Genomic DNA, 25645 nt, shown 5'->3' on the forward strand with positions numbered 1-25645 from the left:
ACGAGGGGCCGCCAGGTCATCCCCGCGATGTACTCCCCGAGACCGTGGGTCTCGTCACGACGGCCGATGTGGGAGGGACGGGCAGGCGTGACAATGTGCCGGTGGAAACCGGTGAACGACCGCCGTGGTGGCGGCATGTGCTCGACCTGGACGGCCGGCTGGACGAGGACCGGCCGGACCGGCGCGGCGTCCGGGACACGCCGGGGTCGAGGGGCGACGGACCCCCGCGGCCGTCTCGCGGAGCACTCGCCGCCGACGCGGTGGTCGCGCTCGTCCTGACGGTCGTCGCGGTGACCGTGTCGGTGAGGTATCCGGTGACCGGCTCTGTCGCGGGTCAGCCCGAAGTGATCGAGTACTTGCGGCTCCGGCCCACCGTCCCGCCCCTATCGCCGATTCCCGATCTCCCGGATATACCCGACCTGCCAGATATGCCGGATGCTCATGATTCCTCGCCCGGCCACCCGCCACCTCCCGGCGTCCTGTCCGACGACCCGTCCGGCATCGTGCAGGTCCGGTACCCGCGCTACGACGATCCGCCCGTGTTCCTGGTGGCGCTGACGACACTGCCGCTGGCGGTGCGGCGCCGGTACCCGCTCATCGCCTTCTGGGTGGTGCTGCTGGCGGCGCGGGCCACCCACGACGCCGCGACCTGGATCACCGTGCTGGCCTGCGCTGTCGCCGCGTACGGTGCCGTCGTCCACAGCCGTCACCGCGTCCTGGCGATGGGGGGTCTCGTGTGCGCGGCCGGGCTCGCCGGTAGCGCCTTCCGGGACGTCGCGCCCGGGTTGCCGAGTTGGATGGGGCCGTTCGTCGTCCTGCTGAGCGCCGGCGTCTTCGGGAGCTTCGTCCGTGTCTGGCGGCGACAGCTGGGAGCCAGCCGGTACCGGCTCGCCGAGCTGCAGCAGGCGCAGGAGGACGCCATGCGCAGGGCCGTCGCGGAGGAGCGCTCCCGGATCGCCGCCGAACTGCACGACGTGGTGACCCACAATGTCAGCGTGATGGTGATCCAGGCCGGGGCGGCGCGCAAGGTCATGGACGTGGAGCCGGAACAGTCGAAGCAGGCCCTGCTCGCGATCGAGTCCGGCGGCCGGGCCGCCATGGCCGAACTGCGCAACGTCATGGGCCTGCTCGCCGGTCCGGGCGGCGAGCGTCTCGACGGGCCCTCCGACGGGCTCGAACCCCAGCCCGGCCTCGACCAGCTCGACGCCCTGGTGGAACGGGTCCGCGCCGCCGGCGTGCCGGTGAGCGTCGAGGTGTCGCCACCCGGGCCGCTGCCTCCCGGGATCGACCTCGCCGCCTACCGCGTCGTGCAGGAGGCCCTCACCAACACGATCAAGCACGCGGCCGGGGCCGCCGCGTTCGTGACGATCGGCCATGACGGCGACCGGCTGGAGATCGAGGTGACCGACACCGGCGGGGCACGGAGCGCCGGGCCGCGATCCGGCGACGGCAGGGGGCTGATCGGGTTGCGCGAGCGGCTCGCCGTCTACGGCGGGACCCTGGACGCCGGACGGACGGCCGGGGGCGGATTCCGGATCATGGCCCGCGTCCCGTGGAGGACGTCATGACCGAGCCGTTGCGCGCCGTCATCGTCGACGACCAGGCTCTGGTACGCACCGGATTCCGCATGATCCTCGCCGCCGACGGCATCGAGGTGGCGGCCGAGGCCGCCGACGGGGAGGAGGCCGTCGCCGCGGTCCGCCGTACCAGGCCCGACGTCGTGCTCATGGACATCCGGATGCCTCGGATGGACGGCCTCGAAGCCACCCGGCGGATCCTCGCGGGCGGCGCCGAGGACACCCGTGTGCTGATCCTGACCACTTACGACCTCGACCACTACGTGTACGCCGCGCTCGCCGCGGGGGCGAGCGGGTTCCTGCTCAAGGACGTCACCCCCGAACACCTGGTGGCCGCGGTGCGTCTGGTGCGCTCCGGCGACGCCCTGCTCGCGCCCACCATCACCCGCCGCCTGGTCGAGCGTTTCGCCCGCCGCGACAACGTGAGCCCCACCCTCCACCGTGATCTGTCCCGGCTGACGCCCCGGGAACTGGACGTGTTGCGCATGCTCGCCACCGGCCTGAGCAACACCGAACTCGCCGACCAGCTGAACCTCAGCGTGGCCACGGTGAAGACCCACGTCGCGCGCATCCTGTCCAAGCTCGGCCTGCGTGACCGTGTCCAGGCGGTGGTGGTCGCCTACGAGACCGGCCTGATCTCTCCCGGCGGCACCGGCTGACGGATGAGACCTTCCGGGGCTTGAGTGGTCGTCGGATTCCGGAACGGTACCGGGGGGCGGTTCGTTACACGGACACCGAGCATCCGGCCGACGCGGCAGGGTGTGACGAGGGGCGGCCGGGGGCTCGGCTGGACTCGGCGGGACGACGGCGGGGCGGTCGTCGCCTCGGTAAGGACAATCTTTACCCGTCTCATGGCGGTGAAGTGATTTCGCGGGGTTTCCGTTTCCGAAGGGGTGCTCGATGCGTGTTACCACGGACGCCGACGTTCGGCGGGTGTTCGACCGGATGGCGGATCGGTACGACGACCAGATGCGGGTCTGGGAGCGGCGCCTGTTCCCGGGGAGCCGGGAGTGGGCCGTCGGGCAGGCGCGCGGCCGTACCGTGGAGATCGCGGTCGGCACCGGGCTCAACCTGCCGCTGTACGACGCCGACGTCGAGGTGGTCGGGATCGAGCTGTCCGAGCGGATGCTGGAACTGGCGCGGCGGCGGGTGGCGCGGGAGGGCCTGGGGGAGCGGGTGGAGGTGCGGCAGGGCGACGTGCAGCGCCTGGAGTTGCCCGACGGCCTCGCGGACACCGTGCTGTCCACGTTCACGATGTGCACCATCCCGGACCCGGCCGCCGCGGCGCGAGAGGCTTATCGCGTGCTCAAGCCGGGCGGGCGGTTCGTGCTGGCCGAGCACGGGCCGTCGAGCAACCCGGTCATCCGGGCCGGGATGCGGCTGGTGGAGCCGGTGTTCGTACGGTTCGAGGCCGACTATCTCACCCGCGATCCCCGGCCGTTCCTTGAGCGGGCCGGTTTCCGGATCGAGTCGGTGTCCCGGATGACGCGCGGCGTCAGCTTCCGGGTACTGGCCGTCAAGCCGTGAGCCGACGGCACCCCGTCGCAGCGTGATCGCAAGGCCGCCGCTCGTCCGATGACGTGGTCGAGGTGTTCCGGAGGAACACGTCAACCGGGTGCGGGAACGGGTCATGAGCCTGCGGTGGGACAGGAGCCGCCCGAAGCCTGTGAACAGGCCGCCGGATATCGCCGTCCCCTAAAGGAGGTGATATCCGGCGGCTCTTCGACCCGACGATCTATCGGCGTTCTGGGAACAGATCGCGGTTCGCCGATTCTCAGGGAACCACGTAAGGGCTGTAGTAGAACCCGCCGTTGGTGATGTCCTGCATTCGCACCCGGCATGACCCCTGGTTGCCGACCGCGAAGACGAAGCTTCTCACCTGGCCCGCCGCGATGGTGAAGGCGCCGTTGTCGTTTTTCTGGAAACCGTTTAAGCACATCAGGAAGAATCGTCCCTTGAACGTGGCGCCCTCGTTCTTGTAATAGGCCACGTTGTAACCGCCCGGACTGCCGGTGATGCCGCGCGCGCACAGTTCGTTGTTGCTGATCGGCACACACTTCACCGGGCCGCGAGCTGCTGCCGTGCCGCCGGTGCCGGCCTGGGCCGCGGACGCGGAAAGGGTGGTCAGCGGCACAGTGGCGCACACTGCCGCGAGCGCGATGGCGCTGATTCGACGAGTGATCACTTGTTGATCCTTTCCAGGATGAACCGTTGTCATATGGAACCTGGGCGTTTCGTGAGGCCCCTGCGCGCACAGGGGGCCGGGAAGGCCGCGAGGCCGGTCATCGAGGCGGCTGTCACATGGGCCGCGCCGCCCCTTGTGTGAGAATCGATGATCCGGATGAGTAACTCGGACTCTGTAAAGGAGTATCGAGGATTCTCGGGCCGTCTGGTTGACCGTGTGCGCACAGGTCCTTGCACAATTGCGTCAACCGCGCTCAGGAGACAACGGCCATTTTTTCGAGGTAGGGAGGCAAGGGCCGGCTGCCCGCGTGTGGCGTCGGCGAGGCTTACCCGCGGGTCGTCGAAGACCGGCTCGTCACCCGGATTCGACCGCGAGGTGACCGGCCGGTCCAATCCCGGGCCCGGGTGATGGCCCGGACGCCGAAGCCGCGGACGGACGAACGTCCGAGGCCCGGCAGAACGACGACTCCGCCCGGTCTCCTCGGTCGCGTGATCGCGGGCCGGTGCGTCGCTGCCATCGGGAGGCCTACCGGCACCTTGGGCGTCACGTCGGCGAACGACTTGGACGGCGGTTTGGTCGCGCGCACCGCCGCCGGTTTTCGGATCTCGACCACATCGGCACCGACGCCGCTCGGGGGCTCGTGACACGTTGCTCACCGGCACCCCCATCGGGATCGTCGAGTGGCTGTTCCTGGGTGGTGATGGCCATGTGACCGATTTTTAATGATTGAAATGGTCGCTTTTCGTGCACAAGCGCGCAATTCTGTGACGAAACGAGAGGAGGGGACGAACCTCGCGTGCTGGCATGAGTCCTACGGTTATGGGCCTTGTCACTCCGGCGCCCGTGGCGAGGGCGTTGGCGGAGAGTGCGGAACAGTGCGCAGGCCACCATGAGTCCGAACTCCGTTCAGAGGAGTCACATGCGTCTCCGAGCCACCGTCTCCCCGGCCCTTCCCGCCGCCCCGGATTTCCTGACCGCCCCCGTCCCCGCCCCGGTGACCGCCCCCGTCCCCGCTCACGACCGGGGCCAGGGCCGGGTACGCGCGTCCGACGCCCCGAGGTGGAGGCTCGATCCGGAGGCCTGCCCGCGTTCTTCGGGCGGGTGAGGCGCGCGGGGGCCACCACGTCGCTCGACACGAACGACGACCCCGAGGGGAGATGGCTCGGCCTGGACGAGGTCCTGGCCGTCACCGACGTCCTGCTGCCCAACGCCGCCGAGGCGCTGGCCATCGCCGCCGCGGGAGCCGTGGTTTCCCCGGCCCGAGATGTCCCGGGGGCGGATGCCCTGGAGAGGGCGGTGGAGGCGCTCGCCGGGCTTGGGCCGCTGCCGGTTGTCAAGAACGGGGCCGCGGGTACTCTGAGCTGGGCCGATGGCGGACTGGTGCACGTCGGTGCGCCGCCCGCCGACCCGGTCGACACGGTGGGCGCCGGTGACAGTTTCAACGCGGGCCTCCTCGCCGCCAGGCTGCGTGGCCTGACGTTGCGGGCGAGCATGCGCGTGGCCGCGGCCTGCGGCTCCCTATCCACTCGCGCGGCGGGCGGCACGGCCGCCCAGCCCGGCTGGGACGAGGTTCACTTCCCATGAAGATCACATTCCTCGGCGCGGGCAGCGTCGAGTTCACCCAGGGCCTGCTGGCCGACCTGTTCGCCTTCCCGGACCTGGACGGCCTGGAGATCGCCCTGCACGACATCCACCCCGAGCGGCTCGACACCGCCGAGGCGGCCGCCCGGGTCATCGCGGGGACGGGGACGAGGCCGGGCGGGAGGACGGCGAAGATCTCCGCGCACCTGGAGCGGCGGCGCGCCCTTGAGGGCGCCGACTTCGTCGTCAACATCATCCAGGTCGGCATGATCGACGCGACCCGGATCGACTTCGAGATCCCCGCCCGTTACGGCCTGCGCCAGACGATCGCCGACACCATCGGGGTCGGCGGGATCTTCCGGGCGCTGCGTACGTTCCCGGTGCTGGAGGGGATCGGCAGGGACATCGCCGAGGTCTGCCCGGACGCCTGGCTGCTCAACTACACCAACCCGATGGCCATGAACGTCTGGTACCTGGCCGCGGCGACGCCGGTCCGCAACGTCGTGGGACTGTGCCACTCGGTCTTCTGGACCGCGCACGACCTGGCCGGGCTGGTCGGCGTGCCGTTCGAGAAGGTGAACTACCTCGCGGCGGGGGTCAACCACCAGGCGTGGATGCTGCGCTTCGAGTCCGGGGGCGAGGACCTCTACCCGAGGCTCGACGAGGCCGTCGCCCGCGATCCGGAGCTGCTGCGCCGGGTGCGCGTCGACATGTACCGGCGGCTCGGCTACTACCCGACCGAGACCAGCGAGCACTCCTCCGAGTACGTGCCGTGGTACCTGCGCGACCAGGCCGAGGTGGAGCGGCTGCGCGTCCCGGTGAACGCCTACCTCGGCATCAGCGAGGAGAACGTGCGCCGCTACGAGGCGACCAGGGACGCCCTGCGGGCGGGCAGGTCCCTGGAGGTCGAGGCCACCATGGAGTACGCCCCGCAGATCGTGCACAGCATCGCGACGGGGACACCCCGGGTGATCCACGGCAACGTGGTGAACAGGGGGCTGATCTCCAACCTGCCGGACGGCTGCGTCGTCGAGGTGCTGAAGAAGCTGACAGCGGAGTACAACGCCGCCCACCCCGACGTCAAGATCGTCGCCGCCGTCGGCACCACCAACGTCGACGACATGCTGCAGAAGGTCCAGGCCGCGCTGGCCGGGGGCAAGGCGCCCGACATCGCCTGCATGTACGGGTCGTGGATGGCGCACCTGGCCAAGAGCCCGCAGGTGTACGACCTGGCCCCGACGGTGAAGGACCCGGCGTTCGGCTGGGACGACTTCTGGCCGCCCGAGCGGGCCGTGTCCGAGGTGGACGGCAAGGTCGTCGGGATCCCGGCGGTCGTCGACAACCTCGCGGTGATCTACAACAAGAAGCTCTTCGACGCCGCCGGGGTGCCCTACCCCTCGGCCGACTGGACCTGGGACGACTTCCGCGCCGCCGCGGCCGAGTTGACCCGCGACGGGGTGTACGGCACCGCCTACCCGGTCGCCGGGGGCGAGGACACCGTGTGGCGGTTCTGGCCGCACCTCTGGCAGCAGGGCGGGAGCATCCTGTCGCAGGACGGGAGGAAGGCGGCCTTCAACACCCCGCAGGCCGTCCAGGCGCTCGACCTGTGGGGCGCGATGGCCCGTCAGGACAAGTCCGTCTATCTCGACCAGAACGGGGAGAAGTTCCTGCCCCTCTTCCAGAGCGGCAAGGTCGGGATGATCGTCGCGGGGCCGTGGGCGCTGTTCGACATCATCGAGCACAAGGTCTCGTACGGCGTGCAGGTCCTGCCCGGCCACGCGGGCAACCACGAGACCGTCGCCGGTCCCGACAACTGGGTCGTCTTCGACAACGGCGACCGGCGGGCCAAGGCCGCGGCCGCCTTCCTGACCTGGCTCACCCGGCCCGAGCAGGACGCCCGCTGGAGCCTCGGGCTCGGCAACCTGCCGCTCCGCAAGGCCACCATGGCGCTGCCCGCCTACAAGAGGTTCACCGAGGAGTTCCCCGAGGTGAACGTCTTCACCGACAACCTGGACAACGCCAAGCAGGCACGTCCCGCCGTACAGGCCTATCCGGAGCTGTCGGAGAAGGTCGGCGACGCGGTCGCGAGCGTGCTCGTCGGCGGGACCCCGGCGGCCGAGGCGCTGGCGACGGCGGCCGGGGAGAGCGACCGGATCCTGGAGAAGTCCCGGTGAGCCCGGCCGGGGCGGGGCTCACGGTTCCAAGGGCGCGGGGTTCGAGGTGGTCGTGCCGGTCCTCCGCCGCGACGGGGCGGGCCGATGCGTGACGCCCGCGCCGGGACGGTGGCGATGGCCCGGGTGGGCGCGCGGGCGCGGGGCGGCCGTCGCCTACGGCCTGTTCGTGGTCACGCTGGCCGCGTCCGCCGTGGCCCTCTGGTACACCCGCCGCGCGGAGGCCTGATGAAACGCCCCTGGCTCGCCCACCTGATCCTCGCGCCCACCGCGCTCGTCTTCGTGGCGCCCCTGCTGTGGATGACGCTGACCGCGTTCATGCCGGACGCCGAGATCAACCGGTATCCCCCCACGCTGTGGCCCTCGGAGTTCAGCCTCGACGGGTTCGCCCGGATCTTCACCGAGGACGACTATCCGCGCTGGCTGCTCAACACCGTCGTCGTCTCGGCGGTCGCGGTCGCCGGGCACGTGGTCCTGTGCTCCCTGGCCGGGTACGGCTTCGCCCGGCTCAAGTTCCCCGGGCGCGCGATCGGCTTCACCGCGATCATGGCGACGATCATGATCCCGGCGCAGGTGCTGATGATCCCGACGTTCATGATGTTCCGCAGCCTAGGCCTGATCGACACCCTGGGCGCGGCCTTCGTGCCCTGGCTCGCCTCGGCGTTCGGCGTCTTCCTGATGCGCCAGTTCTTCCTGTCGCTGCCGCGCGAGCTGGAGGAGGCGGCCAGGATCGACGGCTGCTCGCAGCTGGGGGTGTTCTTCAGGATCGTGCTCCCGCTGGCCAGGCCCGCCCTGGCCGCGCTGGTCGTCTTCACCCTGCTCGGCGCGTGGAACGACCTGATCTGGCCGCTCATCTCGATCAGCTCGGAGGAGACGTACACGCTGCAGATGGGCCTGTCCACGTTCGCGGGCGCCCGGCACACCGAGTGGTCGGCGCTGATGGCGGGCAACGTCGTCGCGGTCTTCCCGCTCATCGCCGCCTTCGTCCTGGCCCAGCGGCACTTCATCGCCACCATGTCGTTCAGCGGCCTCAAGGGGTGAGTTTTTGGAGTACCCGGAGCCCCGAAGCCCTCCGGGTGTTCCGGAGCACCTGGAGGTCCTCCGGCGGCATCACGGGGTGACCCCGGAGGCCTCGGCCGGGCCGGAAGACCTCGGCGAAAGACCCCTCTGGCCCGGACGACCCCGGCACCCGGCGAGGGCCGGCCGCCACGGGAGCCTCAGGCCTGGACGACCTCGACCCCGGCGTCCGTGAAGCGCCGGACCGTCACGGCGGGGGCGTCGCCGTCGGTGACGAGGACGTCGATGTCGTCGCAGGGGCAGATCCTGGCGAACGCCCGCATGCCGAGCTTGGAGGAGTCGGCCACGACGACCACCCGGCCGGCGCGGGAGGCCATCAGCCGGTTGATCCCGGCCTCGCCCTCGTGGTGGGCGAAGGCGCCCCGCTCCGGGTCGAGCGCGTCCACGCCGAGGATCGCGATGTCGAGCGAGACCTCCCGCAGCACGCCGTCCGCGAGCGGCCCGATCAGCTCGTACGACGCGGGCATGGCGACGCCGCCGACGACCACCAGCTTGACGTGCCTGCGCACGACGAGCTCGTTGGCGATGTTGAGCGCGTTGGTGACCAGGGTGAGGCTCGGCTCGCCGCCCTGCCGGTGCAGGTCGGCGCTCGTCGCCAGAGAGCGGGCGACCTCGGTGGTCGTGGTGCCGCCGTTCAGCCCGACGACCGCGCCCGCCGACACCAGCGCCGCCGCGGCCGTGGCGATCCGGTGCTTCTCCGGCGCGTGCCGCGCGGCCTTGTACTGCAGCGGCAGGTCGTAGGAGATCGCGTTGACGACCGCGCCGCCACGGGTCCTGGTCAGCATCTGCTGGCGGTCGAGGTGGTCGAGGTCGCGGCGGATGGTGGCCGCCGACACCCCCAGCTCACCGGCCACGGCGTCCACCTCGACCTTGCCGTCCCTCGCCAGGATCGCGAGCAGCGCGTTCCACCGGTCGTGGCTCGTCATGAGAGCTTCCTCCTCGCCGTCCCCGTGCGTTCCCGCCTGGTCCCGCCTGGTCCCGCCTGTCCTGCCCGTGTCGCTCCGCGAAGCGTATCGAGCATTGAAACAATTGCTATTGCTCATACATGCTCAAATATGGCATGTTGCAAGCATAAATAAGCATTCACGAGGAGGCGCACGTGACGTACGTCCTGCGGGAGATCGCCGGCCAGCCCGCGTGCTGGCGGCAGGCGCTGGATCTCGGCGCGGCGAACCCGGCGGGCCTGCCGGAGGCGGGGGAGCGCGTCGCGGTGATCGGCTGTGGCACCTCGCTCTACATGGCGCAGGCCTACGCGGTCCTGCGCGAGCGGTCGGGGCAGGGGGAGACCGACGCGTTCCCCGCCTCCGAGCTGCCCGCGCGCCGCTACGACCGGCTGGTGGCGATCACCAGGTCCGGGACCACGACGGAGGTGCTGCACGCCCTCGAAGCGGCCGGAGACGTCCCGACGGTCGCCGTCACCGCCGACCCCGCGACCCCGGTGACCGGCCTGGCCGGGACGGTGATCGCGCTGGAGTTCGCCGAAGAGCGCTCCGTGGTGCAGACCCGGTTCGCCACCAGCGGGCTCGCCCTGCTCCGCGCGCACCTCGGGGAGGCCCCGGCCGACCTCGCGGCCCAGGCCGAGGCCGCGCTCAGCGCGCCGCTCCCCGAGGGGGCGCTCTCGCGGAGGCAGTTCACCTTCCTGGGCAGCGGCTGGACCAACGGCCTGGCCCAGGAGGCGGCCCTGAAGCTCAGGGAGGCCGCGCTGGCCTGGTCGGAGGCGTACCCCGCGATGGAGTACCGGCACGGGCCGATCAGTATCGCCGACGAGAACAGCCTGGTGTGGTTCTTCGGCGGCGAGGAGGAGCTGCTCGACGACGTCGCCCGCACCGGGGCCCTGACCACGGCCACCGCCCTCGACCCGCTCGCCGACCTGATCCGGGCCCAGCGGCTCGCGGTGGAGCTGGCCCGCTCGCGCGGCCTCGACCCGGACAGCCCGCGCAACCTGACCCGCTCGGTGATCCTCCAGTAGTCATGGGCGAGATCGTCACCGTCACCCTCAACGCCGCGCTGGACGTCACCTACGAGGTGGAGGCGCTGGTGCCGAACGCCACGCACCGCGTCACCGCCGTCCACCGCCGCGCCGGGGGCAAGGGCGTCAACGTCGCCCGCGTTCTCACGACCCTTGGCACGCTTGGCGATCTCGGAGCCGGGATCGTCGCCACCGGGTTCGCGGGCGGGAGCACCGGTGCGGAGATCACCGCGGACCTCGCGGCGGCGGGCGTCCCGGCCCGCTTCGCGCCGGTGGCGGGCGACTCCCGCCGGACCGTGACCGTGGTCGCGGACGGCGACGCCACGATCTTCAACGAGCCGGGACCGGCCGTCACTTCGGGGGAGTGGCGGGAGTTCCGCGCCCTGTTCCTGGAGCTGTGCCGGGACGCCCGGGTCGCCGTGCTGTCGGGGAGCCTGCCGCCCGGCCTCGCCCCCGGCGCGTACGCCGAGCTGGTGACGGACGCCCGCGCGCTCGGCGTACGCGTGCTGCTGGACGCCGACGGCGAGGCCCTCGGGCTCGGGGTGGCGGCGGGGCCCGACATCGTCAAGCCGAACGCCGCCGAACTCGAACGGGCCGCGGGCCCCGGCCCGGAGGAGGAGGCGGCGTCGCGGCTGCTCGGCGCGGGCGCGGGCGCGGTGGTCGTCTCCCGGGGAGCGGACGGCCTGCTGGCCGTCACCCCGGGCGGCAGCTGGTCCGCCCGCCCGTCCCGGCGGCTGCCGGGCAACCCCACCGGCGCCGGGGACGCCGCCGCGGCCGCGCTGGCCAGGGCGCTGCTCCGTCCCGGCCCGACCGACTGGCCCGCCGTCCTCGCGGACGCGGTCGCGCTGTCGGCCGCCGCCGTGCTCTCCCCCGTCGCCGGAACCGTCGACCCCGCCGCCTACCTCGCCCTGTCCCAGGAGACGTAATGCCGCTCGCCACGACAGCCTCGATCGTCGCCTCCGCCCACGGCGGGGCGTGCGCCTTCAACATCGTCACCCTGGAGCACGCCGAGGCCGTCGTGGTCGCCGCCGGGCGGGAGGGGCTTCCGGTGATCCTCCAGATCAGCGAGAACGCCGTGCGGTTCCGCCTCGGCCGCCCGCACCCCCTCGCCGCCGCCGCGCGCGCCCTCGCGGAGGCCGCCCCGGTGCCGGTCGCCCTCCACCTCGACCACGTCACCGGCGACGCGCTCCTGTACGAGGCCGCCGAGGCGGGGTTCGGCTCGGTCATGTACGACGCGTCGCGGGACCCGTACGAGACCAACCTCGCCAGGACGGAGGCCGCGGCGCGCTGGGCGCACGAGAACGGGCTGTGGCTGGAGGCCGAGCTGGGCGAGGTGGGCGGGAAGGACGGGGCGCACGCGCCCGGCGCGCGCACCGATCCCGCCGAGGCCGCCGCGTTCGTCGCCGCGACCGGCGTCGACGCCCTCGCGGTGGCGGTGGGCAGCTCCCACGCGATGACCTCGCGCAGCGCCAGGCTCGACCACGGCCTGATCGCGGCGCTGCGCGCGGCGCTTCCGGCCTCCGTCCCGCTGGTCCTGCACGGCTCCTCCGGCGTGCCCGACGACGAGCTTCGCCGGGCCGTCGCCGCCGGGATCAAGAAGATCAACATCGGGACCGCGCTGAACGTCGCGTTCAGCGGGACGCTCCGCGACTCCTTCGCCGCCGAACCCTCCGGCGCCGATCCCCGGGCTCGCCTGGAGGCCGCGAGGGAGGCCATGGCCGCCGAGGCCGCCCACCTGCTCCGCGTCGTCTCCGGCCGGGACTGACCTCCCGGCACCGCCGGACGCGGTCGGACGCCCCGCTGTCCAGCTGCCCCGCTCCGTGCCCGCTCTGTGCCGGCCGGGTGGCGTGGCCGATTCGCCGGGGGCGTGGTCAGTGTCGCCGGACGGTGTTCAGGAGCCAGCGGCGGAGCACGGCGAGGGCCAGTGGCGCAGGCACCGTGCCCGCGCCGAGTCCCACGTCGACCAGCAGGTCGAACACCTCCTTGCGGCGGGCGGCGGTGTCGATCGCGGCGTCGATGAAGCCGGGTGACTGGGAGGCGAGGGCGAGCACGTCGGTGGTGCGCAGGTGCCGCCCGAGGGCCTTTCCCAGCCCGCGCCGGTACGCGGGCAGCGGGTCGCCCGCCGCCTGGACGGCGGCCTCCCCGGCGAGCCGGCCGGAGACCAGCGCGTAGAAGATGCCCTCGCCCGTGAGCGGGTTGATGAGACCGGCGGCGTCACCGGCGAGCATCACCCGCCCGGAGCCCGGCCTCGGACGGCCGGGGGACAGCGGCAGGTGGTGGGCGCGCAGGTCGCGGGCGCTCACGTGGGGCAGCAGCTCGGCGAGCCGTCCGTGCAGCACCTCCTTCCCCGGCAGGCCGGTGGCGTGCAGCCGGGGCAGGAGCATGCCGTAGCCGACGTTGGCGGTGCCGTCACCGATCGGGAACGACCACGCGTACGCGGGCCACCCGTCCCGCTGCATGAAGATCGACTGGACGTCGTCGTCGGCGTCCACGTCGGCGTAGCCGCGCACGGCGATCGCGGTGTGCCTCTCGGGGGAGGGGGAGATGCCGATGAGGCGCCGTACGGTCGAGTTGGCCCCGTCCGCGGCGACGACGGCGCGGGCGGTGACGGTGCCGTCGAGAACCACGCGATCGCCGAGGACGGCGAGCGCGCGGACCTGGTGGCGCCGGACCTCGACGCCCCGGGCGCGGGCGGCGTCGACTAGGCGGGCGTCGAAGACCTTGCGGGGGACGACGTGGTTGGGCCGGGCGGAGGTGGCCGAGACGCGCGCGCCACCGGGGGAGACCACCGCCAGGCGCTGTGTCGGCCGGTAGTCGGCGATGAGGTCGGGGACGCCGAGCAGGGCGAGCTCGTCGCGCCCGTGGGCGGCGATGCCGTCGCCACAGGCCTTGTCACGGGGGAAGTCGGCCCTGTCGAGCAGCAGGACCCGCGCCTCGGGCCTGAGCTGTCTCGCGCGCAGGGCCGCCGCCGCCCCCGCGGGCCCGCCGCCGACGACCACCAGATCCCACACGTCATCCACCCCGGTGAGCCTTCCCCCGTGAGTCCGGGGGAACCGCCGCCGCGGTGGATCTCGTGGGCGGCGGGTGAGGTCCGCCGTCCCGGGTGTGTGTCGTGTTCCCGGTCCTCCCGTGACTCGTCCCGGACGTGCCTGTGACTTGTCCCGGACGGGCATGTGACTCACCTCGGGCGCGTGACCCGCGCCGGGCGGTGGCTAGAGGTTGCTCAGGGCGGGGAGCAGTTCCTTCTCCGACCAGTCGAAGAAGGAGTCCTGGTGCTCGTGGCCGATCTGGACCAGGGCGACGTGGGTGAAACCGGCGTCGGTGTAGGCGCGTACCGCCTCCACCACGGCGTCCACGTCGGGGCCGCACGGCACCTTGGCCGCGACGTCCTCGGGCCGCACGGTCTGGGCGGAGGCGGCGAAGTTGACGGGTCCGGGAAGCTCGGCCATCACCTTCCACCCGGCCAGCGACCAGCGCCACAGCCGGTGTGCCCGCTCCCTGGCGGCCTCCACGTCGGTGTCGTAGCAGATGGCGAGCTGGCCGTAGACGGGCTTGCCCGTGCCGCCCTCCCCGGCGAACAGGCGTACCAGGTCCGAGTCGGGGTCGACCGCGACCAGCGCGTCGCCGTGCTCGGCGGCGATCCTCCCCGACTGGCCGCCCGAGGCGGCGATCGCCAGCGGGACGGGCTCGTCGGGCAGGTCGAACAGCTTGGCCGAGTCGACGTCGAAGAACTCGCCGCGATAGGTGACGTACCCGCCCTCGAACAGTTCCCTGATGATCTGCACGGCCTCGCGGAACATCCCGTGCCGGGTGTCGGCCGAGGGCCAGCCCTGGCCTGTCACGTGCTCGTTGAGGTTCTCCCCGGCGCCCAGCCCCAGCGTGAAGCGGCCCTCGCTCAGCACGCCCATGGTCGCCGCCTTCTGCGCCACCACGGCCGGGTGGTATCGCATGATCGGGCACGTCACGTACGTCATCAGGGGGAGTCGCCGGGTGGCCTGCGCCGCCGCGCCGAGCACCGACCAGGCGTACGGGGAGTGGCCCATCTCCTCCAGCCAGGGGAAGTAGTGGTCGGAGATGACCGCGTAGTCGAAACCGACCCGCTCGGCGGTGGTGACGTCCTTGACCAGCTGCCTGGCGGGCGTCTGCTCGCACATCATCGTGTAACCGATCTTTGCTGCCATACCCCGCCCCCTACCCGGCTCCCCGGAAGCATCGCCGGAAGAGCCGAAAATATCGCCGTACTTTACGATTCACGGTCTTTTTGCGAATCGTCCGCCTTTGACGAGTTGCCCGCCTTCGACGAGGCCCCAGCTCTCGACGAGGCTCCCGCCTTCGACGCCACGCCCGCCTTCCGCGAGGCGTTCTTCTTCGGCGGATCCTCTCCCGGGCCGTGGGGGTGCTCGGGGGTGGCGTGGGTGAGCGGGACCGCAGGGCCGCGGACCAGGTTCAGCTGGACGGTCTGGCGGGGCACGACGAGGTCCAGCAACCAGCTTCCCGCGATGCGTGCCCGGTTACGGGGGATGGCCAGCAGGTGGTAGCCCCGGGTGACCGCCTTGGCGAGCATGCCCGACAGCGGCACGCCCAGCGGGTTCGCGGCGGCGCCGGTCCCGCCCAGGTCGACGACGAACCCCAGGTCGTGGTGCTTGTACGGCTGGAGCTCCCCGTGACCGTAGGAGGCGGCGATGTTGCGGGCTGCGCGCTTGCCCTGGCGGCTGGCGTGCTGGGCGGTCATCGCCGTGTACTCACCCGGCCGGGTGAGGTCGGGAACGGCGGCCGCGTCGCCGCAGGCGAAGATCTCCGGATGGCCGGGCACCCTCAGGTACTCGTCGACGAGCAGGCGCCCCTTCTCGGTCGGCAGCCCCAGGGACTCCACCATCGGGTCGGGACGCACCCCGACGCACCAGATCAGGGACCTGGTCGCCACGAACTCCCCGTCGGAGAGCTTGACCCCCTCCGCCGTCGCCTCGGCCACGCTCGTACCGGTGCGGATCTCCACACCGCGCTCGGACAGCGTCCGGTGCGCGGTCCGGGACAGGCGCTCGTCCAGCTCGGGGAGGATGCGCGGCGCGACGTCGGCGAGGATCCAGCGCACCGGCTGGCCGCGCAGCCCCGGCCGCCGTCCGCGGATGTCGCGGGTGAACAGCTGGCCCTGCGCCGCCACCTCGGTCCCGGTGTACCCGGCGCCCACGACCACGAACGTGCACCGGGCCCTGCGCTCCTCGGGGTCGTCGGACGCGTCGGCGAGCTCGACCTGGCGGATCAGGTGGTCGCGCAGGTAGAGGGCCTCGGCGATGCTGCGGAAGCCGTGGGCGTACTCGGCGACGCCCGGGACGGGGAGCAGCTTGTTGACGCTGCCGACCGCGACCACCAGGCGGTCGTAGCCCAGCTCGCGGTGGTTGCCCTCGGTGTCGGTGCACTTCACGCGGCGCGCCTCGGTGTCGACGGTGTCCACCGTGGCGAGCAGGTGCCGTACGCCGGGATGGTCGCCCGCCAGCGAGACCGCCACCTTGCGCGGGTCGAGGATGCCCGACGCGACCTCCGGCAGCAGCGGCAGGTAGAGGAAGTAGTCGGTCGGATTGATCAGGACGATCTCGATCGCGCCCTTCGCGATCCGGGAGAGGGTGCGGACCACGGTGAAGCCCGCGAACCCTCCTCCGATCACGACGACCCGTTGTCGCTGGACCATGACGTCGCTCCTTTCCGTACTCTCCGTACTCCGTTTCCCTACTCCGTTTCCAGCGGCGTGCCCTGTCTGCCCCCGGGTCAAGCACGACGGGCCGTCCGATGTTGCCCATATGACGCGTACGGTCCGGACCGGACCCGTGCTGCCGGCCGGTGGGGCGAGGATCGCCAGAAGGCGGACAAGAGGGATTAATCGCCAGGTCATCGAGCGGGCAAGATGACGGCGCGGGCGAGTGGGAGCCCCTTTTGGCGGGGATGGCCGGGGGAAGGCGGTGGGAATCGGATGCCGCGCCGGTTCGGGAACGGTCCGGTTCGTGGACGGCCCGGATTCACGGACGGGCCGGTTCGTGGATGGTCCGGTTCGAGAACGGCCCGGATTCGTGGACGGTCTGGATTCGTGGACGGGCCGGGTGCGGGAACGGGCCGGTTCGCGGGAACGGGCCGGTTCGGGGGCGAGCCGGTTCGAAGGGGGTGGGTCGTGACGACCTTCGAGAAGTCGCGCGAGGAGCCGCTGACCTCACCGCTGGCACCGCGCGGGAAGGCGCCGGGCTCGATCGTCGTACGCTGGCTCACGAGCACGGACCACAAGGTCATCGGCTACATGTACCTGATCACCTCGTTCGTCTTCTTCATGGTCGCCGGGCTGATGGCCATGGTCATCCGGGCGGAGCTCGCCCACCCCCAGCTGCAGGTGGTGACCCAGGAGCAGTACAACCAGCTGTTCACCATGCACGGCACCCTCATGCTGCTGCTGTTCGCGACGCCGCTGTTCGCCGGGTTCGCCAACGTGGTCATGCCGCTGCAGATCGGGTCGCCCGACGTGGCGTTCCCCCGGCTCAACATGGTGAGCTTCTGGCTCTTCCTGTTCGGCGGCGTCATGGTGACCTTCGGCCTCTTCACCGAGGGGGGCGCCGCGGACTTCGGCTGGACGGGATACCCGCCGCTCTCCAGCGCGACCTACTCCCCGCAACTCGGCGGCGACCTGTGGATCGTGGGCCTGACGATGTCCGGGCTCGGCACGATCCTGGGGTCGGTGAACTTCATCACCACGATCATCTGCATGCGGGCCCCCGGGATGACGATGTTCCGCATGCCGATCTTCACCTGGAACACGCTGCTCACCGCCGTCCTGGTGCTGATGGCCTTCCCGGTGCTGGCCGCCGCGCTGCTCGTCCTGCTGGCCGACCGCCGGTTCGACGCCCGCGTCTTCGACGCGCAGACCGGGGGAGCGCTGCTCTGGCAGCACCTGTTCTGGTTCTTCGGCCATCCGGAGGTCTACATCATCGCGCTGCCGTTCTTCGGCATCATCACCGAGGTGATCCCCGTCTTCAGCCGCAAGCCGATCTTCGGCTACATCGGCCTGGTCGGCGCGACGATCGCCATCGCGGGCCTGTCGATGACGGTGTGGGCGCACCACATGTTCGCCACCGGCCAGGTGCTGCTGCCGTTCTTCTCCTTCATGTCCTTCCTGATCGCGATACCGACAGGGGTGAAGTTCTTCAACTGGGTCGGCACCATGTGGCGCGGGCACCTGTCGTTCCACACGCCGATGCTGTTCGCGCTCGGGTTCCTGGTGACGTTCCTGTTCGGCGGGCTGACCGGGGTGATCATGGCCTCCCCGCCGCTGGACTTCCACGTGACCGACTCGTACTTCGTGGTCGCGCACTTCCACTACGTGGTCTTCGGCACCGTGGTGTTCGCGATGTTCGCGGGCTTCTACTTCTGGTGGCCGAAGATGACCGGCAAGATGCTGAACGAGAAGCTGGGCAAGTGGCACTTCTGGACGCTGTTCATCGGCTTCCACACCACCTTCTTCGTCCAGCACCTGCTGGGCGCGCACGGCATGCCGCGCCGCTACGCCGACTACAGCGCGTACGACGGGTTCACCGGCCTCAACCTGATCTCCTCGGTCGGGGCCTTCCTGCTGGGCGCCTCCACGCTGCCGTTCATCTACAACCTCTGGTACACGGCGCGCCACGCTCCGCGCGTGACGGTGGACGACCCGTGGGGGTTCGGCAACTCGCTGGAGTGGGCCACCTCCTGCCCGCCGCCCCGGCACAACTTCACCTCGATCCCGAACATCCGCTCGGAGCGGCCGGCCTTCGACCTGCACCACCCGAGGGCGGCGATGCAGCCACGCCAGCTCGACCCGGCGGCCGGGCTCAAGGAGGAGATCTGACGGCCGGCTCCCTGCGGCGGGCCGCCACCTCCGGATGCGGGCGCGGGTGGGGGTGTGGGGGCGAGTGCGGGTGCGGGCGGTGGCGGGGGTCAGCGGGGTGGCAGGTCAGCGGGGTAGCGAGGTAGCGGGGTAGCGGGTCAGCTGGTCAGTTGGTCAGCCGAAGAGGCCGGTCTCGCGGCCGTCCTCGCCGGGCGGGCCCGGCTCCCCCGCCAGCAGGGTGTAGTACTCCATGCCCAGCGCGGGCTGCCCCACGTTGTCGGAGAGCGCGAAGAACGAGCCGTCCACGCTCAGCTGGGTGCGGTGCGCGCGCAGTGCGGTGATCTTGGCACCCAGGTGCGCCCTCGCGTCGACCCGCGTCGTCACCCGTTCGCCGGGGACGCCGAAGCCGAACTCCTCGACGGAACCGACCCGCTTGAACGGCCCGGTGCCCACCGCGCGCTCCAGCTCGTCCAGCGGCATGGCGGTGACGTAGAACCGGGAGGGCCGCCACGGCTCGCCCTCGCCGAAGGACGGGTCGGAGGCCTTCTCGAACGCCCGCCAGGCCACCCGGTGGGCCTGGATGTGGTCGGGATGGCCGTAGTAGCCGTTGTCGTCGTAGGTGACGATGACATGGGGCCTGATCTCCCTGACGACGCGGACCAGCTCCGCGGCGGCCTCGTCGAGGTCGGCGCGGTGGAAGCAGTCCGGGTGGTCGTTGGACGGCGAGCCCATCATGCCGGAGTCGCGCCAGCGTCCGGGCCCGCCGAGGAAGCGGTGGTCGGCGACGCCGAGGGCCGCGCACGCCACCGCCAGCTCGCCCTCGCGGTACGGGCCCAGCCGGTTCTCCCGCCCGGCGGCGAGGTGGCCCAGCTCGGGAGGGACCACGTCGCCCTCCTCACCCAGGGTGCACGTCACCAGGCAGACGTGCGCGCCCTCGGCGACGTACCTCGCCATCGTGGCGCCCGTCCCGATGGACTCGTCGTCGGGATGGGCGTGGACGAGGAGAATGCGACGGTCGTACGGCATGGCTCCGCTCGGCCCTCTCTGTTTCCGTGGTGATGGCCCGCTGGGGTTTCCGTGGTGATGGCCTCGCCGGGTTTCCGCGGTGGGGCCTCGCCCGGTTCTCGTAGTGGTCGCCTTGCCGGGTTTCGGTGGTGAGGCCCCGCTGGGTTCGGTGGCGGTGGCCCCGCCGGGTTTTGTGGGGGGTCGCCCCGCCGGGGCCCGTGACCGGGCCTCCGGCGGGGGTCACCGCGCGTCGACGTACCCGCTCGCGGCGGCCCGGATCCCGGCCTGGAACCGGCTCACCGCGCTCAGGTTCTGCAGCAGCGCGCCGATGTGGCGGCGGCAGGTGCGCACGGACATCCCCAGCCTGCGGGCGACGGCCTCGTCGGTGAAGCCCTGGGCCAGCAAGGTGACGATGGCGTGCTGTATCTCGTCCGTCGCGCCCTGGTAGCCCAGGTCGGAGGCGGAGTAGGGGGTCGCGGAGTTCCACAGGTGCTCGAAGACCTCCGACAGGAACCCGACGACGGACAGGTCGCGTGCGGCGACCGCCCCCGGCGCCGCACCCTCCTCGCCCGGCCGGGACATGAAGGCGATCTCCCCATCGAAGATCACGAGATGGTTCGGCAGCTGGGGCGTGGTGCGTACGCTGGCACCGGCCGCGATGAGCTTCTTGATGTGCCCCCTGGTGGGCAGGTCGGCGCGGGCGCTGTGCTGGTAGAGCATCCGCAGCCGCACCCCCCGCTCCAGCATGGCGAGGTTGCGCGTCAGCGTGTCGTCGAGGTCGGCCCAGGAGGGCGCGTTCGGCTCGACGCTCAGCATCTCGCGCTCGCACGCCGCCGCCGCCATGTGCAGCGATCCGCGTACGGCCGCGCCGTCGGGCAGCGACTCCACCGGGTTCGCCGGTTTCCTGGTGCGCTGCACCTCGTCGTATCCGTGCATCAGGGAGTGCATCTGCGTACGGATACCGGTGATCAGGTCGCGCCGGTGGTGGATCTCCGTCTCCATCGGAGATATCAGCGAGGCGGCGGCGATCTCCGGGTTCACCGGTACGAGGTTGGTCAGATGTCCCGGCTCCGGGCGGAGCAGGTGCAGGCGGGTCAGCCGTTCTATCGCGTCCTCGACGGTGCGGGGGTCGAGGCCGAGTTCTTCGGCGACGTCGCGGGCCGTACCGATATGGCCCCTGTGAAGCGCCCTGAAGTAGACGGAGGCGGTGTCCTCGTCCAGGGCACGTAGTTGGTCAGATAGTCCACCCACAAGCCTTATCCCCCTTGCGGCTATTCTTGCCAGAGTGTGCCAGAAAATTGCACAACATTGCTAGATAGTTGTGAAGAACTGTCTGGATCGCTTTCCGCATCGCTGCCAGGGGGCCGACGAGCAGGGAAAGCCGGTGGAACTCGGGGGCAGGGGAGAGCGGGAGGAGCCGGGAAAGCGACCGCCGGGCCTCTCCCGAGGGCCGCGAACGTAACCGCACACCAGGGCGCTGGCACCATCGGGGTGGCCAATTGTTGCCAATGCCCCGCGCCGTGACGTCGGCGTCAACCGGTTGACGACGCCGCGGGCGAGAGTGTCTGATCATTCACAGTTCGCGACCGGCGCGTCCCGCCGGATCGTGACGACCACACCCGGCCCCACGTGATCCCACGACGGCCGGGCCGACTTCCGGATTCCGTCCCGGGAGAACGGCGGGGGCGCCGTGTGCGGCAGCCGTACCTCGCCGGGCTTCTCCACGCCTCCGCCGAGATCCTGTACGGCGCGGTCGCCCGGGAGGCGGGACGGGCGGGACGGCTCGCGCCGCGCCGCCCGAGAACCCGGCACCGGTGCCGGGGGTCCGGTCACCGGAGATTCCCGGCCGCGGGAGCGGAGAACGACGCGCCCCGGGCGAATGCTCAAGCGGAGGTGAATGCCTGTGCCGCGACGCCTTCCACCTCCCCGGAGGATCGCGACCGTCAGCGTCCTTACTTCCCCGTTCGCCCAGCCGGGCGGGGGTGACGCCGGGGGACTCAACGTCTACATCGTCGAGGTCGCCCGGCGGATGGCGGCGCTGGGCGTCGAGGTGGACATCTTCACGCGCGCCGACGCCCCGGGCGCTCCGCCGCTGGCCGAACTCTTCCCCGGCGTGCTGGTCAGGCACCTGGCCGCGGGGCCGCCCAGGGAGCTCGACAAGAACGACCTCCCCGGCACCCTCGGCCCGTTCACCGCCGAGATGCTGCGCGCGGGGGCCGGACGGGGGCCGGACGGCGGGTACGACCTCGTACACGCCCACCACTGGCTGGCCGGGCGGGTGGGGACTGTCGTCAAGGCACACTGGGGCGTTCCCCTCGTGCAGTCCATGCACTCGCTCGGCGCGGTGAAGAACGCGTCGCTCGCGGCGGGCGACGCGCCCGAGCCCGCCGGGCGCATCGCGGGGGAGACGGAGGTGGTGGCCGCCGCCGACCGGCTCGTCGCCAACACCGTGCAGGAGGCCGACCAACTGGTCACGCTGTACGGGGCCGACCCGGCCAGGGTGCGGACCGTCAATCCCGGCGTCGACCTGTCCCTGTTCCGGCCCGGCTCGCGGGCCGAGGCCCGGCGCGCGCTCGGCCTCCCCCCGGACGCGGTCGTGCTGCTGTTCGCCGGGAGGGTGCAGCCGCTCAAGGCGCCGGACGTCCTGCTGCACGCCGCGGCCAGGATGATCCGGCACGACCCCGGTCTCGCCGGGCGCCTCGTCGTGGCGGTCGTGGGCGGGCCCAGCGGGGCCGGTTGGGGCCGCCCCGACCACCTGGGCAAGCTCGCCGCCACCCTCGGCATCACCGGCCAGGTACGGCTGGAGCCGCCCTGCCCGCAGCCCAGGCTCGCCGACTGGTACCGGGCGGCGACCGCCGTCGTGGTGCCCTCCCACGCCGAGACGTTCGGCCTGGTGGCCGTCGAGGCCCAGGCGTGCGGCACCCCCGTGGTCGCCGCGGCCGTCGGCGGCCTCCGCACCGCGGTGCGCGACGGGGTCTCCGGCGTGCTCGTGGACGGGCACGACCCGGCCGCGTACGCCCGCGTGCTCGGCGACCTCGTGGCCGCGCCCCGGCTGCTGCGGGAACTCGGCGCGGGCGCGCTCGCCCACGCGTCCCGGTTCGGCTGGGACCAGGCCGTCGACAGGCTGACGGAGGTGTACGCCGACGCCGCCCGGCTGACGGCACCGTCCAGGTGACGGGTACGGCGGGTGGCGCGGCTCGGGTGGGGCTGATGAGCCGGTGATGAGCGCGGCGGGTCGTGTCGTCCGGGGGCAGGCACGGCGGGTGGCGCGGCTCAGCCGACGGGACCGATGAGCCGGTGATGGGCGCGGCGGGTCGTGTCGTCCGGGTGGACGACGCCGCTCAGTCGGCGGGGCCGACGAGACGGGCGCGGGCGGCGGCCAGATCGGCCTCGCCGAGCCCGGCACCGCGCAGGTAGGACTCGACGTCGAGCGACTCCACCGTGGCCACGACGACCTCGCGGGCCGTGGTGTTCGCGCGGGCGAGCGCCGCCTCGATCCTGGGGCTCTCGTCGGCCTCGCCGAGCTTGACGAAAAGAGGCCGCAGTCGCCCGGCGCTCAGCTCGTAGTCGGCGGCGATGTCGGCGGCCGGTACGCCCGCGAGGGCGAGCATCAGCAGGGTGACGAGCCCGGTGCGGTCGCGGCCCGCCATGCAGTGCACGACGACCCCGCCGGGCTCGGCGCGGGCGATCGCCGATATCGCGGCGGCGCACCGCTCCGCCTTCCGCTCCAGGAAGGGCCGGTAGTACAGGGGAGTGCCGTACAGGCCCTCGGCGAGCCCGGACCAGAACTCGGTGTCCGCCCGGTCGTCCAGCGGCACGCGCACGGTGGTCAGACCGGCTGGACGGCGCACCTCCTCGCCCCGCCAGTCGCCGTCGTTGCGCAGGTCGACGACCGTGCGGACGCCGTGGTCCGCGAGTGCCCGCCACCCGGCCGGGCTGAGGCGTTCGGGGGCGTCGGAGCGGATGAGGGCGCCCCAGCGCGTCTCGCGGCCGTCGGCGGTGCGCATGCCGCCCAGGTCGCGGACGTTGTGGCAGCCGTCCCAGTCGAGGTGCCGGTCTCGCGGGACGACGGCGTCCCCGGAGACGGCCGGACCTCCGCTACCTCGGTCGTCACGTCGAGCGTCCATGCGCGGGCCTCCCGGTGTCTCGTCGTGCCGCCGCGATGTTCACGGCGATCATGCCACCGCCGTTTTCGCGATGTCCGTGCCGGTGCTGGTTTCTTGGTGTCCGTGCCACTGTCGTGTGCGCGACGGTCACGCCGTCATCGTTTTCGCGGCGGTCGTCCCGCGTCAGGTCGCCGGGCCCGCGCCGCCGAGCACGGGAGGGCTCCCCGCGCACTCCGACGCGGCCCAGACCATCAGGTCCTCGATGTACAGGAGCATGTCCTCCGCGGTCTCCCCCCAGCCGGTCGCGTCACCCCACTGGAGGCTGAACACGGCGCCCGCGGGGCGGTGCAGGACGGTCATCATGTAGCGGGCGCCCAGAGGGCGGGGCGGTGAGAAGGTGACGACCCGGTCGTCCTCGTCGCCGGGGAACCCGTCGTCTCCCGCCGGCCACAGCGTGTTGAGGTCGTCCGCGACCCCCTCGTCCATGTAGCTGAACCGGGGATAGGCCACCCCGGTCTTGTACAGGTCGCCGAGGACCTCCTCGCACATCCGTTCCGTGGCGTACGGGTCGGCGTTGGCGAACCGGTGGCCGGACAGCTGCTGGGCTGCGCAGTCCGTCAGCGCCCTGCGGTACGCGGCCCCCGGCGAGTCGGCGGACGCAGCGGATACGGCGGGCAGGAGCATGGGCATCGTCATGGTGGCCTTGCGCACCGACCGTCCCGCCCCGGCGGAGAAGCGGTTCGCCGAGATCGCGAAGATCCCGGCCCGCGACGACCGCTCCACCGCGCAGACGGCGGCGCCGAAGGCGAGGAGGAAGGCGGCGGAGGGGGAGACGCCCGTCGCCCGCGCTATGGCGCCAGCCGCCCGTCCCGCGCGGCGGGACGCCAGCCAGCAGGAGCGGAACTCCCCCTGCTCGGCCTCTCCGGACTGTGACCCGCCGAGCCGCGATCCATCGGGTTGTGACTCACCGGACCGTGACTCACCGGGCCGTCCGAGGAGGGCCCGCGAGGGCGCGAAGGGCACGTGGCCGTCGAGCGCCTTGCCGATCTCGCCCAGCCGGCGCTCCCAGTAGCCCAGGGCCCGCCGCTGGTAGGCCAGCCCAGTTGGAGAGGCCTCGGCGAGCGCGGCGTCGATCGGCTGCTCGACGGCGGGGCCGCCGGAGCCGAACGGCTCGCGACCCGCGGCCCGCGCGCGGAGCGCGTGGTTCAGGTCGTCGCAGAGGACCCGCATCCCCCACGGGTCGATCGCGACGTGGTCGACGACGAGGTCGATCCGGCGCACGCGCCCACCGGCCGTGTCCAGGACGGCCCTGACGGGCCACCGCTCGCCGATCCTGAAGCAGGTGCGCCGCCACGGGGTGTCGAACCGCCGCCTGAAGGACGCCTCGTCCTCCATCACCCGGATCACCTCGTCCAGCCGGTCGTCGACCGGGCAGACGTACTGGCGGCTGTCCTCGCGGCCCGCGCGGTGTACCAGCGACCGCAGCCCCTCGTGTCGGGCGAGGACGTCGCGTACCGCCGCGACGACCTGGCCGGTGGGCAGGTCCCGCCCCGGTACGGCGGCGCAGATGTTGTCCTCGTAGGAGGTGTCCGTGTCGGTGGGGATCCACTGGACCCACTCGTGCTGGGCCCAGGTGAGCGGCCCGTCACGCACCACCCTCGCGTCCGGAGACCAGCCGGGTCCGGTCAACAAAAGCCCCCGCCTTCGAATATCGGAAATCTCTCCCCGGGCCGGAGGCCGACAATGATTCGGACGGAACGCCGGGCGGAGGGAGAGAACGTCCTGGGCTAACCCCCGGACCAGGTCCGGCGCGATTTCGCGAGCCGCGCAATCCGCCCGTGAAGCCGTTCGCCGACAATGAATCAGACACTCCCGGCGGCGGCGCGGTCAACCTCCCACCCCCGGCCTCCGCGGCGTGCGCGTCGGCAACTAGTGTCAGGCAACATGATGTCAACGGCACGCCCGGCGGCGTCCCGGGCGGCCCGGAACGAAGTCAGCGCCTCCCCCGAAGGCGGTATCCATATCCGGGGGTAAATGTCTACTCCTTGCGGATTTATGTTTTTATCTGACAGTCTTTTGTCGTGATTATGAGGAATCTCCTTTCGGGCTCGCGATCTGCCAGTGGGGAGGCCGT

The 25645-nt window shown here is 71.9% G+C and carries 21 protein-coding genes; 12 read left to right on the top strand and 9 right to left on the bottom strand.

Annotated elements, in window-relative coordinates; all coding sequences use genetic code 11:
• Window positions 1–101 precede the first annotated feature (101 nt).
• The 3 genes from ACSC1Q_RS21685 (at window position 102) to ACSC1Q_RS21695 (ending at window position 3104) form a co-directional block, all read left to right on the top strand.
• Window positions 102–1568: a sensor histidine kinase gene (locus ACSC1Q_RS21685; protein WP_436760515.1), complete on the top strand. Its 1467-nt coding sequence runs from the start codon at window positions 102–104 to the stop codon at window positions 1566–1568.
• On the top strand, window positions 1565–2236 hold the full coding sequence (locus ACSC1Q_RS21690) for a response regulator (protein ID WP_436760516.1): 672 nt from the start codon (window positions 1565–1567) through the stop codon (window positions 2234–2236). Before ACSC1Q_RS21685 ends, ACSC1Q_RS21690 begins: the two co-directional genes overlap by 4 nt.
• Window positions 2237–2477: 241 nt before the next feature.
• Window positions 2478–3104, top strand: coding sequence for a class I SAM-dependent methyltransferase (locus ACSC1Q_RS21695; protein ID WP_436760517.1), 627 nt, complete (start codon window positions 2478–2480; stop codon window positions 3102–3104).
• Between the two features lie 247 nt (window positions 3105–3351).
• Here the strand turns inward: ACSC1Q_RS21695 and ACSC1Q_RS21700 are convergent, their stop codons facing one another.
• Complete coding sequence (locus tag ACSC1Q_RS21700; protein WP_436760518.1) at window positions 3352–3762, bottom strand: hypothetical protein; 411 nt, start codon at window positions 3760–3762, stop codon at window positions 3352–3354.
• A gap of 1059 nt (window positions 3763–4821) precedes the next feature.
• Between ACSC1Q_RS21700 and ACSC1Q_RS21705 the strand changes: the two genes are divergently transcribed.
• Genes ACSC1Q_RS21705 through ACSC1Q_RS21720 form a run of 4 tightly spaced genes read left to right on the top strand, consistent with a single transcriptional unit; the run spans window position 4822 to window position 8555 of the window.
• A complete protein-coding gene (locus tag ACSC1Q_RS21705) occupies window positions 4822–5346 on the top strand; it encodes a carbohydrate kinase family protein (RefSeq protein ID WP_436760519.1) in 525 nt (174 codons plus the stop codon).
• Window positions 5343–7517 carry an extracellular solute-binding protein gene (locus tag ACSC1Q_RS21710; RefSeq protein ID WP_436760520.1) on the top strand — a complete coding sequence of 725 codons (2175 nt, stop codon included), beginning with the start codon at window positions 5343–5345 and terminating at the stop codon, window positions 7515–7517. The genes ACSC1Q_RS21705 and ACSC1Q_RS21710 overlap by 4 nt, the downstream gene beginning before the upstream one ends.
• Window positions 7518–7569: 52 nt before the next feature.
• The gene (locus ACSC1Q_RS21715) at window positions 7570–7743 is read left to right on the top strand and encodes a hypothetical protein (protein WP_436760521.1); all 174 of its coding nucleotides are present in this window, start codon (window positions 7570–7572) and stop codon (window positions 7741–7743) included.
• Window positions 7743–8555: a carbohydrate ABC transporter permease gene (locus ACSC1Q_RS21720; protein WP_436760522.1), complete on the top strand. Its 813-nt coding sequence runs from the start codon at window positions 7743–7745 to the stop codon at window positions 8553–8555. Before ACSC1Q_RS21715 ends, ACSC1Q_RS21720 begins: the two co-directional genes overlap by 1 nt.
• 176 nt (window positions 8556–8731) lie before the next feature.
• Here the strand turns inward: ACSC1Q_RS21720 and ACSC1Q_RS21725 are convergent, their stop codons facing one another.
• Window positions 8732–9517, bottom strand: coding sequence for a DeoR/GlpR family DNA-binding transcription regulator (locus tag ACSC1Q_RS21725; RefSeq protein ID WP_436760523.1), 786 nt, complete (start codon window positions 9515–9517; stop codon window positions 8732–8734).
• A gap of 173 nt (window positions 9518–9690) precedes the next feature.
• Here ACSC1Q_RS21725 and ACSC1Q_RS21730 point away from each other — a divergent pair, with 173 nt between their 5' ends.
• From ACSC1Q_RS21730 to ACSC1Q_RS21740, 3 genes are read left to right on the top strand one after another with little or no spacing between them, the layout of a single operon-like run.
• The gene (locus ACSC1Q_RS21730; RefSeq protein WP_436760524.1) at window positions 9691–10560 is read left to right on the top strand and encodes an SIS domain-containing protein; all 870 of its coding nucleotides are present in this window, start codon (window positions 9691–9693) and stop codon (window positions 10558–10560) included.
• A 2-nt stretch (window positions 10561–10562) separates the two neighbouring features.
• Window positions 10563–11486: a 1-phosphofructokinase family hexose kinase gene (locus ACSC1Q_RS21735; protein WP_436760525.1), complete on the top strand. Its 924-nt coding sequence runs from the start codon at window positions 10563–10565 to the stop codon at window positions 11484–11486.
• Window positions 11486–12325 (top strand): class II fructose-bisphosphate aldolase, encoded by an 840-nt coding sequence (locus tag ACSC1Q_RS21740; protein WP_436760526.1) that lies wholly within the window; start codon window positions 11486–11488, stop codon window positions 12323–12325. Before ACSC1Q_RS21735 ends, ACSC1Q_RS21740 begins: the two co-directional genes overlap by 1 nt.
• 106 nt (window positions 12326–12431) lie before the next feature.
• Here the strand turns inward: ACSC1Q_RS21740 and ACSC1Q_RS21745 are convergent, their stop codons facing one another.
• The 3 genes from ACSC1Q_RS21745 to ACSC1Q_RS21755 all read right to left on the bottom strand — a co-directional run bounded on the left by ACSC1Q_RS21745 (window position 12432) and on the right by ACSC1Q_RS21755 (window position 16246).
• Entirely contained in the window at window positions 12432–13580 is a 1149-nt protein-coding gene (locus ACSC1Q_RS21745) for an NAD(P)/FAD-dependent oxidoreductase (protein ID WP_436760527.1), read from the bottom strand.
• A gap of 192 nt (window positions 13581–13772) precedes the next feature.
• Window positions 13773–14741 (bottom strand): LLM class F420-dependent oxidoreductase, encoded by a 969-nt coding sequence (locus ACSC1Q_RS21750; RefSeq protein WP_436760528.1) that lies wholly within the window; start codon window positions 14739–14741, stop codon window positions 13773–13775.
• A 62-nt stretch (window positions 14742–14803) separates the two neighbouring features.
• On the bottom strand, window positions 14804–16246 hold the full coding sequence (locus ACSC1Q_RS21755) for an NAD(P)/FAD-dependent oxidoreductase (RefSeq protein WP_436760529.1): 1443 nt from the start codon (window positions 16244–16246) through the stop codon (window positions 14804–14806).
• Window positions 16247–16720: 474 nt separating this feature from the next.
• Here ACSC1Q_RS21755 and ctaD point away from each other — a divergent pair, with 474 nt between their 5' ends.
• Window positions 16721–18421 carry an aa3-type cytochrome oxidase subunit I gene (gene ctaD, locus ACSC1Q_RS21760; protein WP_436760530.1) on the top strand — a complete coding sequence of 567 codons (1701 nt, stop codon included), beginning with the start codon at window positions 16721–16723 and terminating at the stop codon, window positions 18419–18421.
• Between the two features lie 153 nt (window positions 18422–18574).
• On the opposite strand, the gene mshB is transcribed toward ctaD, so the two are convergent.
• Entirely contained in the window at window positions 18575–19426 is an 852-nt protein-coding gene (mshB, locus tag ACSC1Q_RS21765; protein WP_436760531.1) for an N-acetyl-1-D-myo-inositol-2-amino-2-deoxy-alpha-D-glucopyranoside deacetylase, read from the bottom strand.
• A gap of 219 nt (window positions 19427–19645) precedes the next feature.
• Entirely contained in the window at window positions 19646–20656 is a 1011-nt protein-coding gene (locus ACSC1Q_RS21770; RefSeq protein ID WP_350971160.1) for a hypothetical protein, read from the bottom strand.
• A 646-nt stretch (window positions 20657–21302) separates the two neighbouring features.
• Here ACSC1Q_RS21770 and mshA point away from each other — a divergent pair.
• A complete protein-coding gene (gene mshA, locus ACSC1Q_RS21775) occupies window positions 21303–22580 on the top strand; it encodes a D-inositol-3-phosphate glycosyltransferase (protein ID WP_436760532.1) in 1278 nt (425 codons plus the stop codon).
• Between the two features lie 166 nt (window positions 22581–22746).
• Here mshA and ACSC1Q_RS21780 read toward each other — a convergent pair whose 3' ends face one another.
• Window positions 22747–23532 carry a tyrosine-protein phosphatase gene (locus ACSC1Q_RS21780; RefSeq protein ID WP_436760533.1) on the bottom strand — a complete coding sequence of 262 codons (786 nt, stop codon included), beginning with the start codon at window positions 23530–23532 and terminating at the stop codon, window positions 22747–22749.
• A 162-nt stretch (window positions 23533–23694) separates the two neighbouring features.
• Window positions 23695–25203, bottom strand: a complete 1509-nt coding sequence (locus ACSC1Q_RS21785; RefSeq protein WP_436760534.1) for a condensation domain-containing protein — start codon at window positions 25201–25203, stop codon at window positions 23695–23697.
• Window positions 25204–25645 lie beyond the last annotated feature (442 nt).

Origin of the sequence: Streptosporangium heterodermiicola, assembly GCF_051390675.1 — a bacterium.
Classification (GTDB): Bacteria; Actinomycetota; Actinomycetes; order Streptosporangiales; family Streptosporangiaceae; genus Streptosporangium.

Excerpts from the sequence above, each read along its gene's own strand:
- ACSC1Q_RS21720 (WP_436760522.1), top strand. The coding sequence starts at position 7,743 with ATGAAACGCCCCTGGCTCGCCCACCTGATCCTCGCGCCCACCGCGCTC.
- ACSC1Q_RS21740 (WP_436760526.1), top strand. The coding sequence starts at position 11,486 with ATGCCGCTCGCCACGACAGCCTCGATCGTCGCCTCCGCCCACGGCGGG.
- mshB (WP_436760531.1), bottom strand. The coding sequence starts at position 19,426 with ATGCCGTACGACCGTCGCATTCTCCTCGTCCACGCCCATCCCGACGAC.
- ACSC1Q_RS21710 (WP_436760520.1), top strand. The coding sequence starts at position 5,343 with ATGAAGATCACATTCCTCGGCGCGGGCAGCGTCGAGTTCACCCAGGGC.
- ACSC1Q_RS21725 (WP_436760523.1), bottom strand. The coding sequence starts at position 9,517 with ATGACGAGCCACGACCGGTGGAACGCGCTGCTCGCGATCCTGGCGAGG.
- ACSC1Q_RS21750 (WP_436760528.1), bottom strand. The coding sequence starts at position 14,741 with ATGGCAGCAAAGATCGGTTACACGATGATGTGCGAGCAGACGCCCGCC.
- ACSC1Q_RS21690 (WP_436760516.1), top strand. The coding sequence starts at position 1,565 with ATGACCGAGCCGTTGCGCGCCGTCATCGTCGACGACCAGGCTCTGGTA.
- ACSC1Q_RS21695 (WP_436760517.1), top strand. The coding sequence starts at position 2,478 with ATGCGTGTTACCACGGACGCCGACGTTCGGCGGGTGTTCGACCGGATG.
- ACSC1Q_RS21780 (WP_436760533.1), bottom strand. The coding sequence starts at position 23,532 with ATGGACGCTCGACGTGACGACCGAGGTAGCGGAGGTCCGGCCGTCTCC.
- mshA (WP_436760532.1), top strand. The coding sequence starts at position 21,303 with ATGCCTGTGCCGCGACGCCTTCCACCTCCCCGGAGGATCGCGACCGTC.
- ACSC1Q_RS21755 (WP_436760529.1), bottom strand. The coding sequence starts at position 16,246 with ATGGTCCAGCGACAACGGGTCGTCGTGATCGGAGGAGGGTTCGCGGGC.
- ACSC1Q_RS21735 (WP_436760525.1), top strand. The coding sequence starts at position 10,563 with ATGGGCGAGATCGTCACCGTCACCCTCAACGCCGCGCTGGACGTCACC.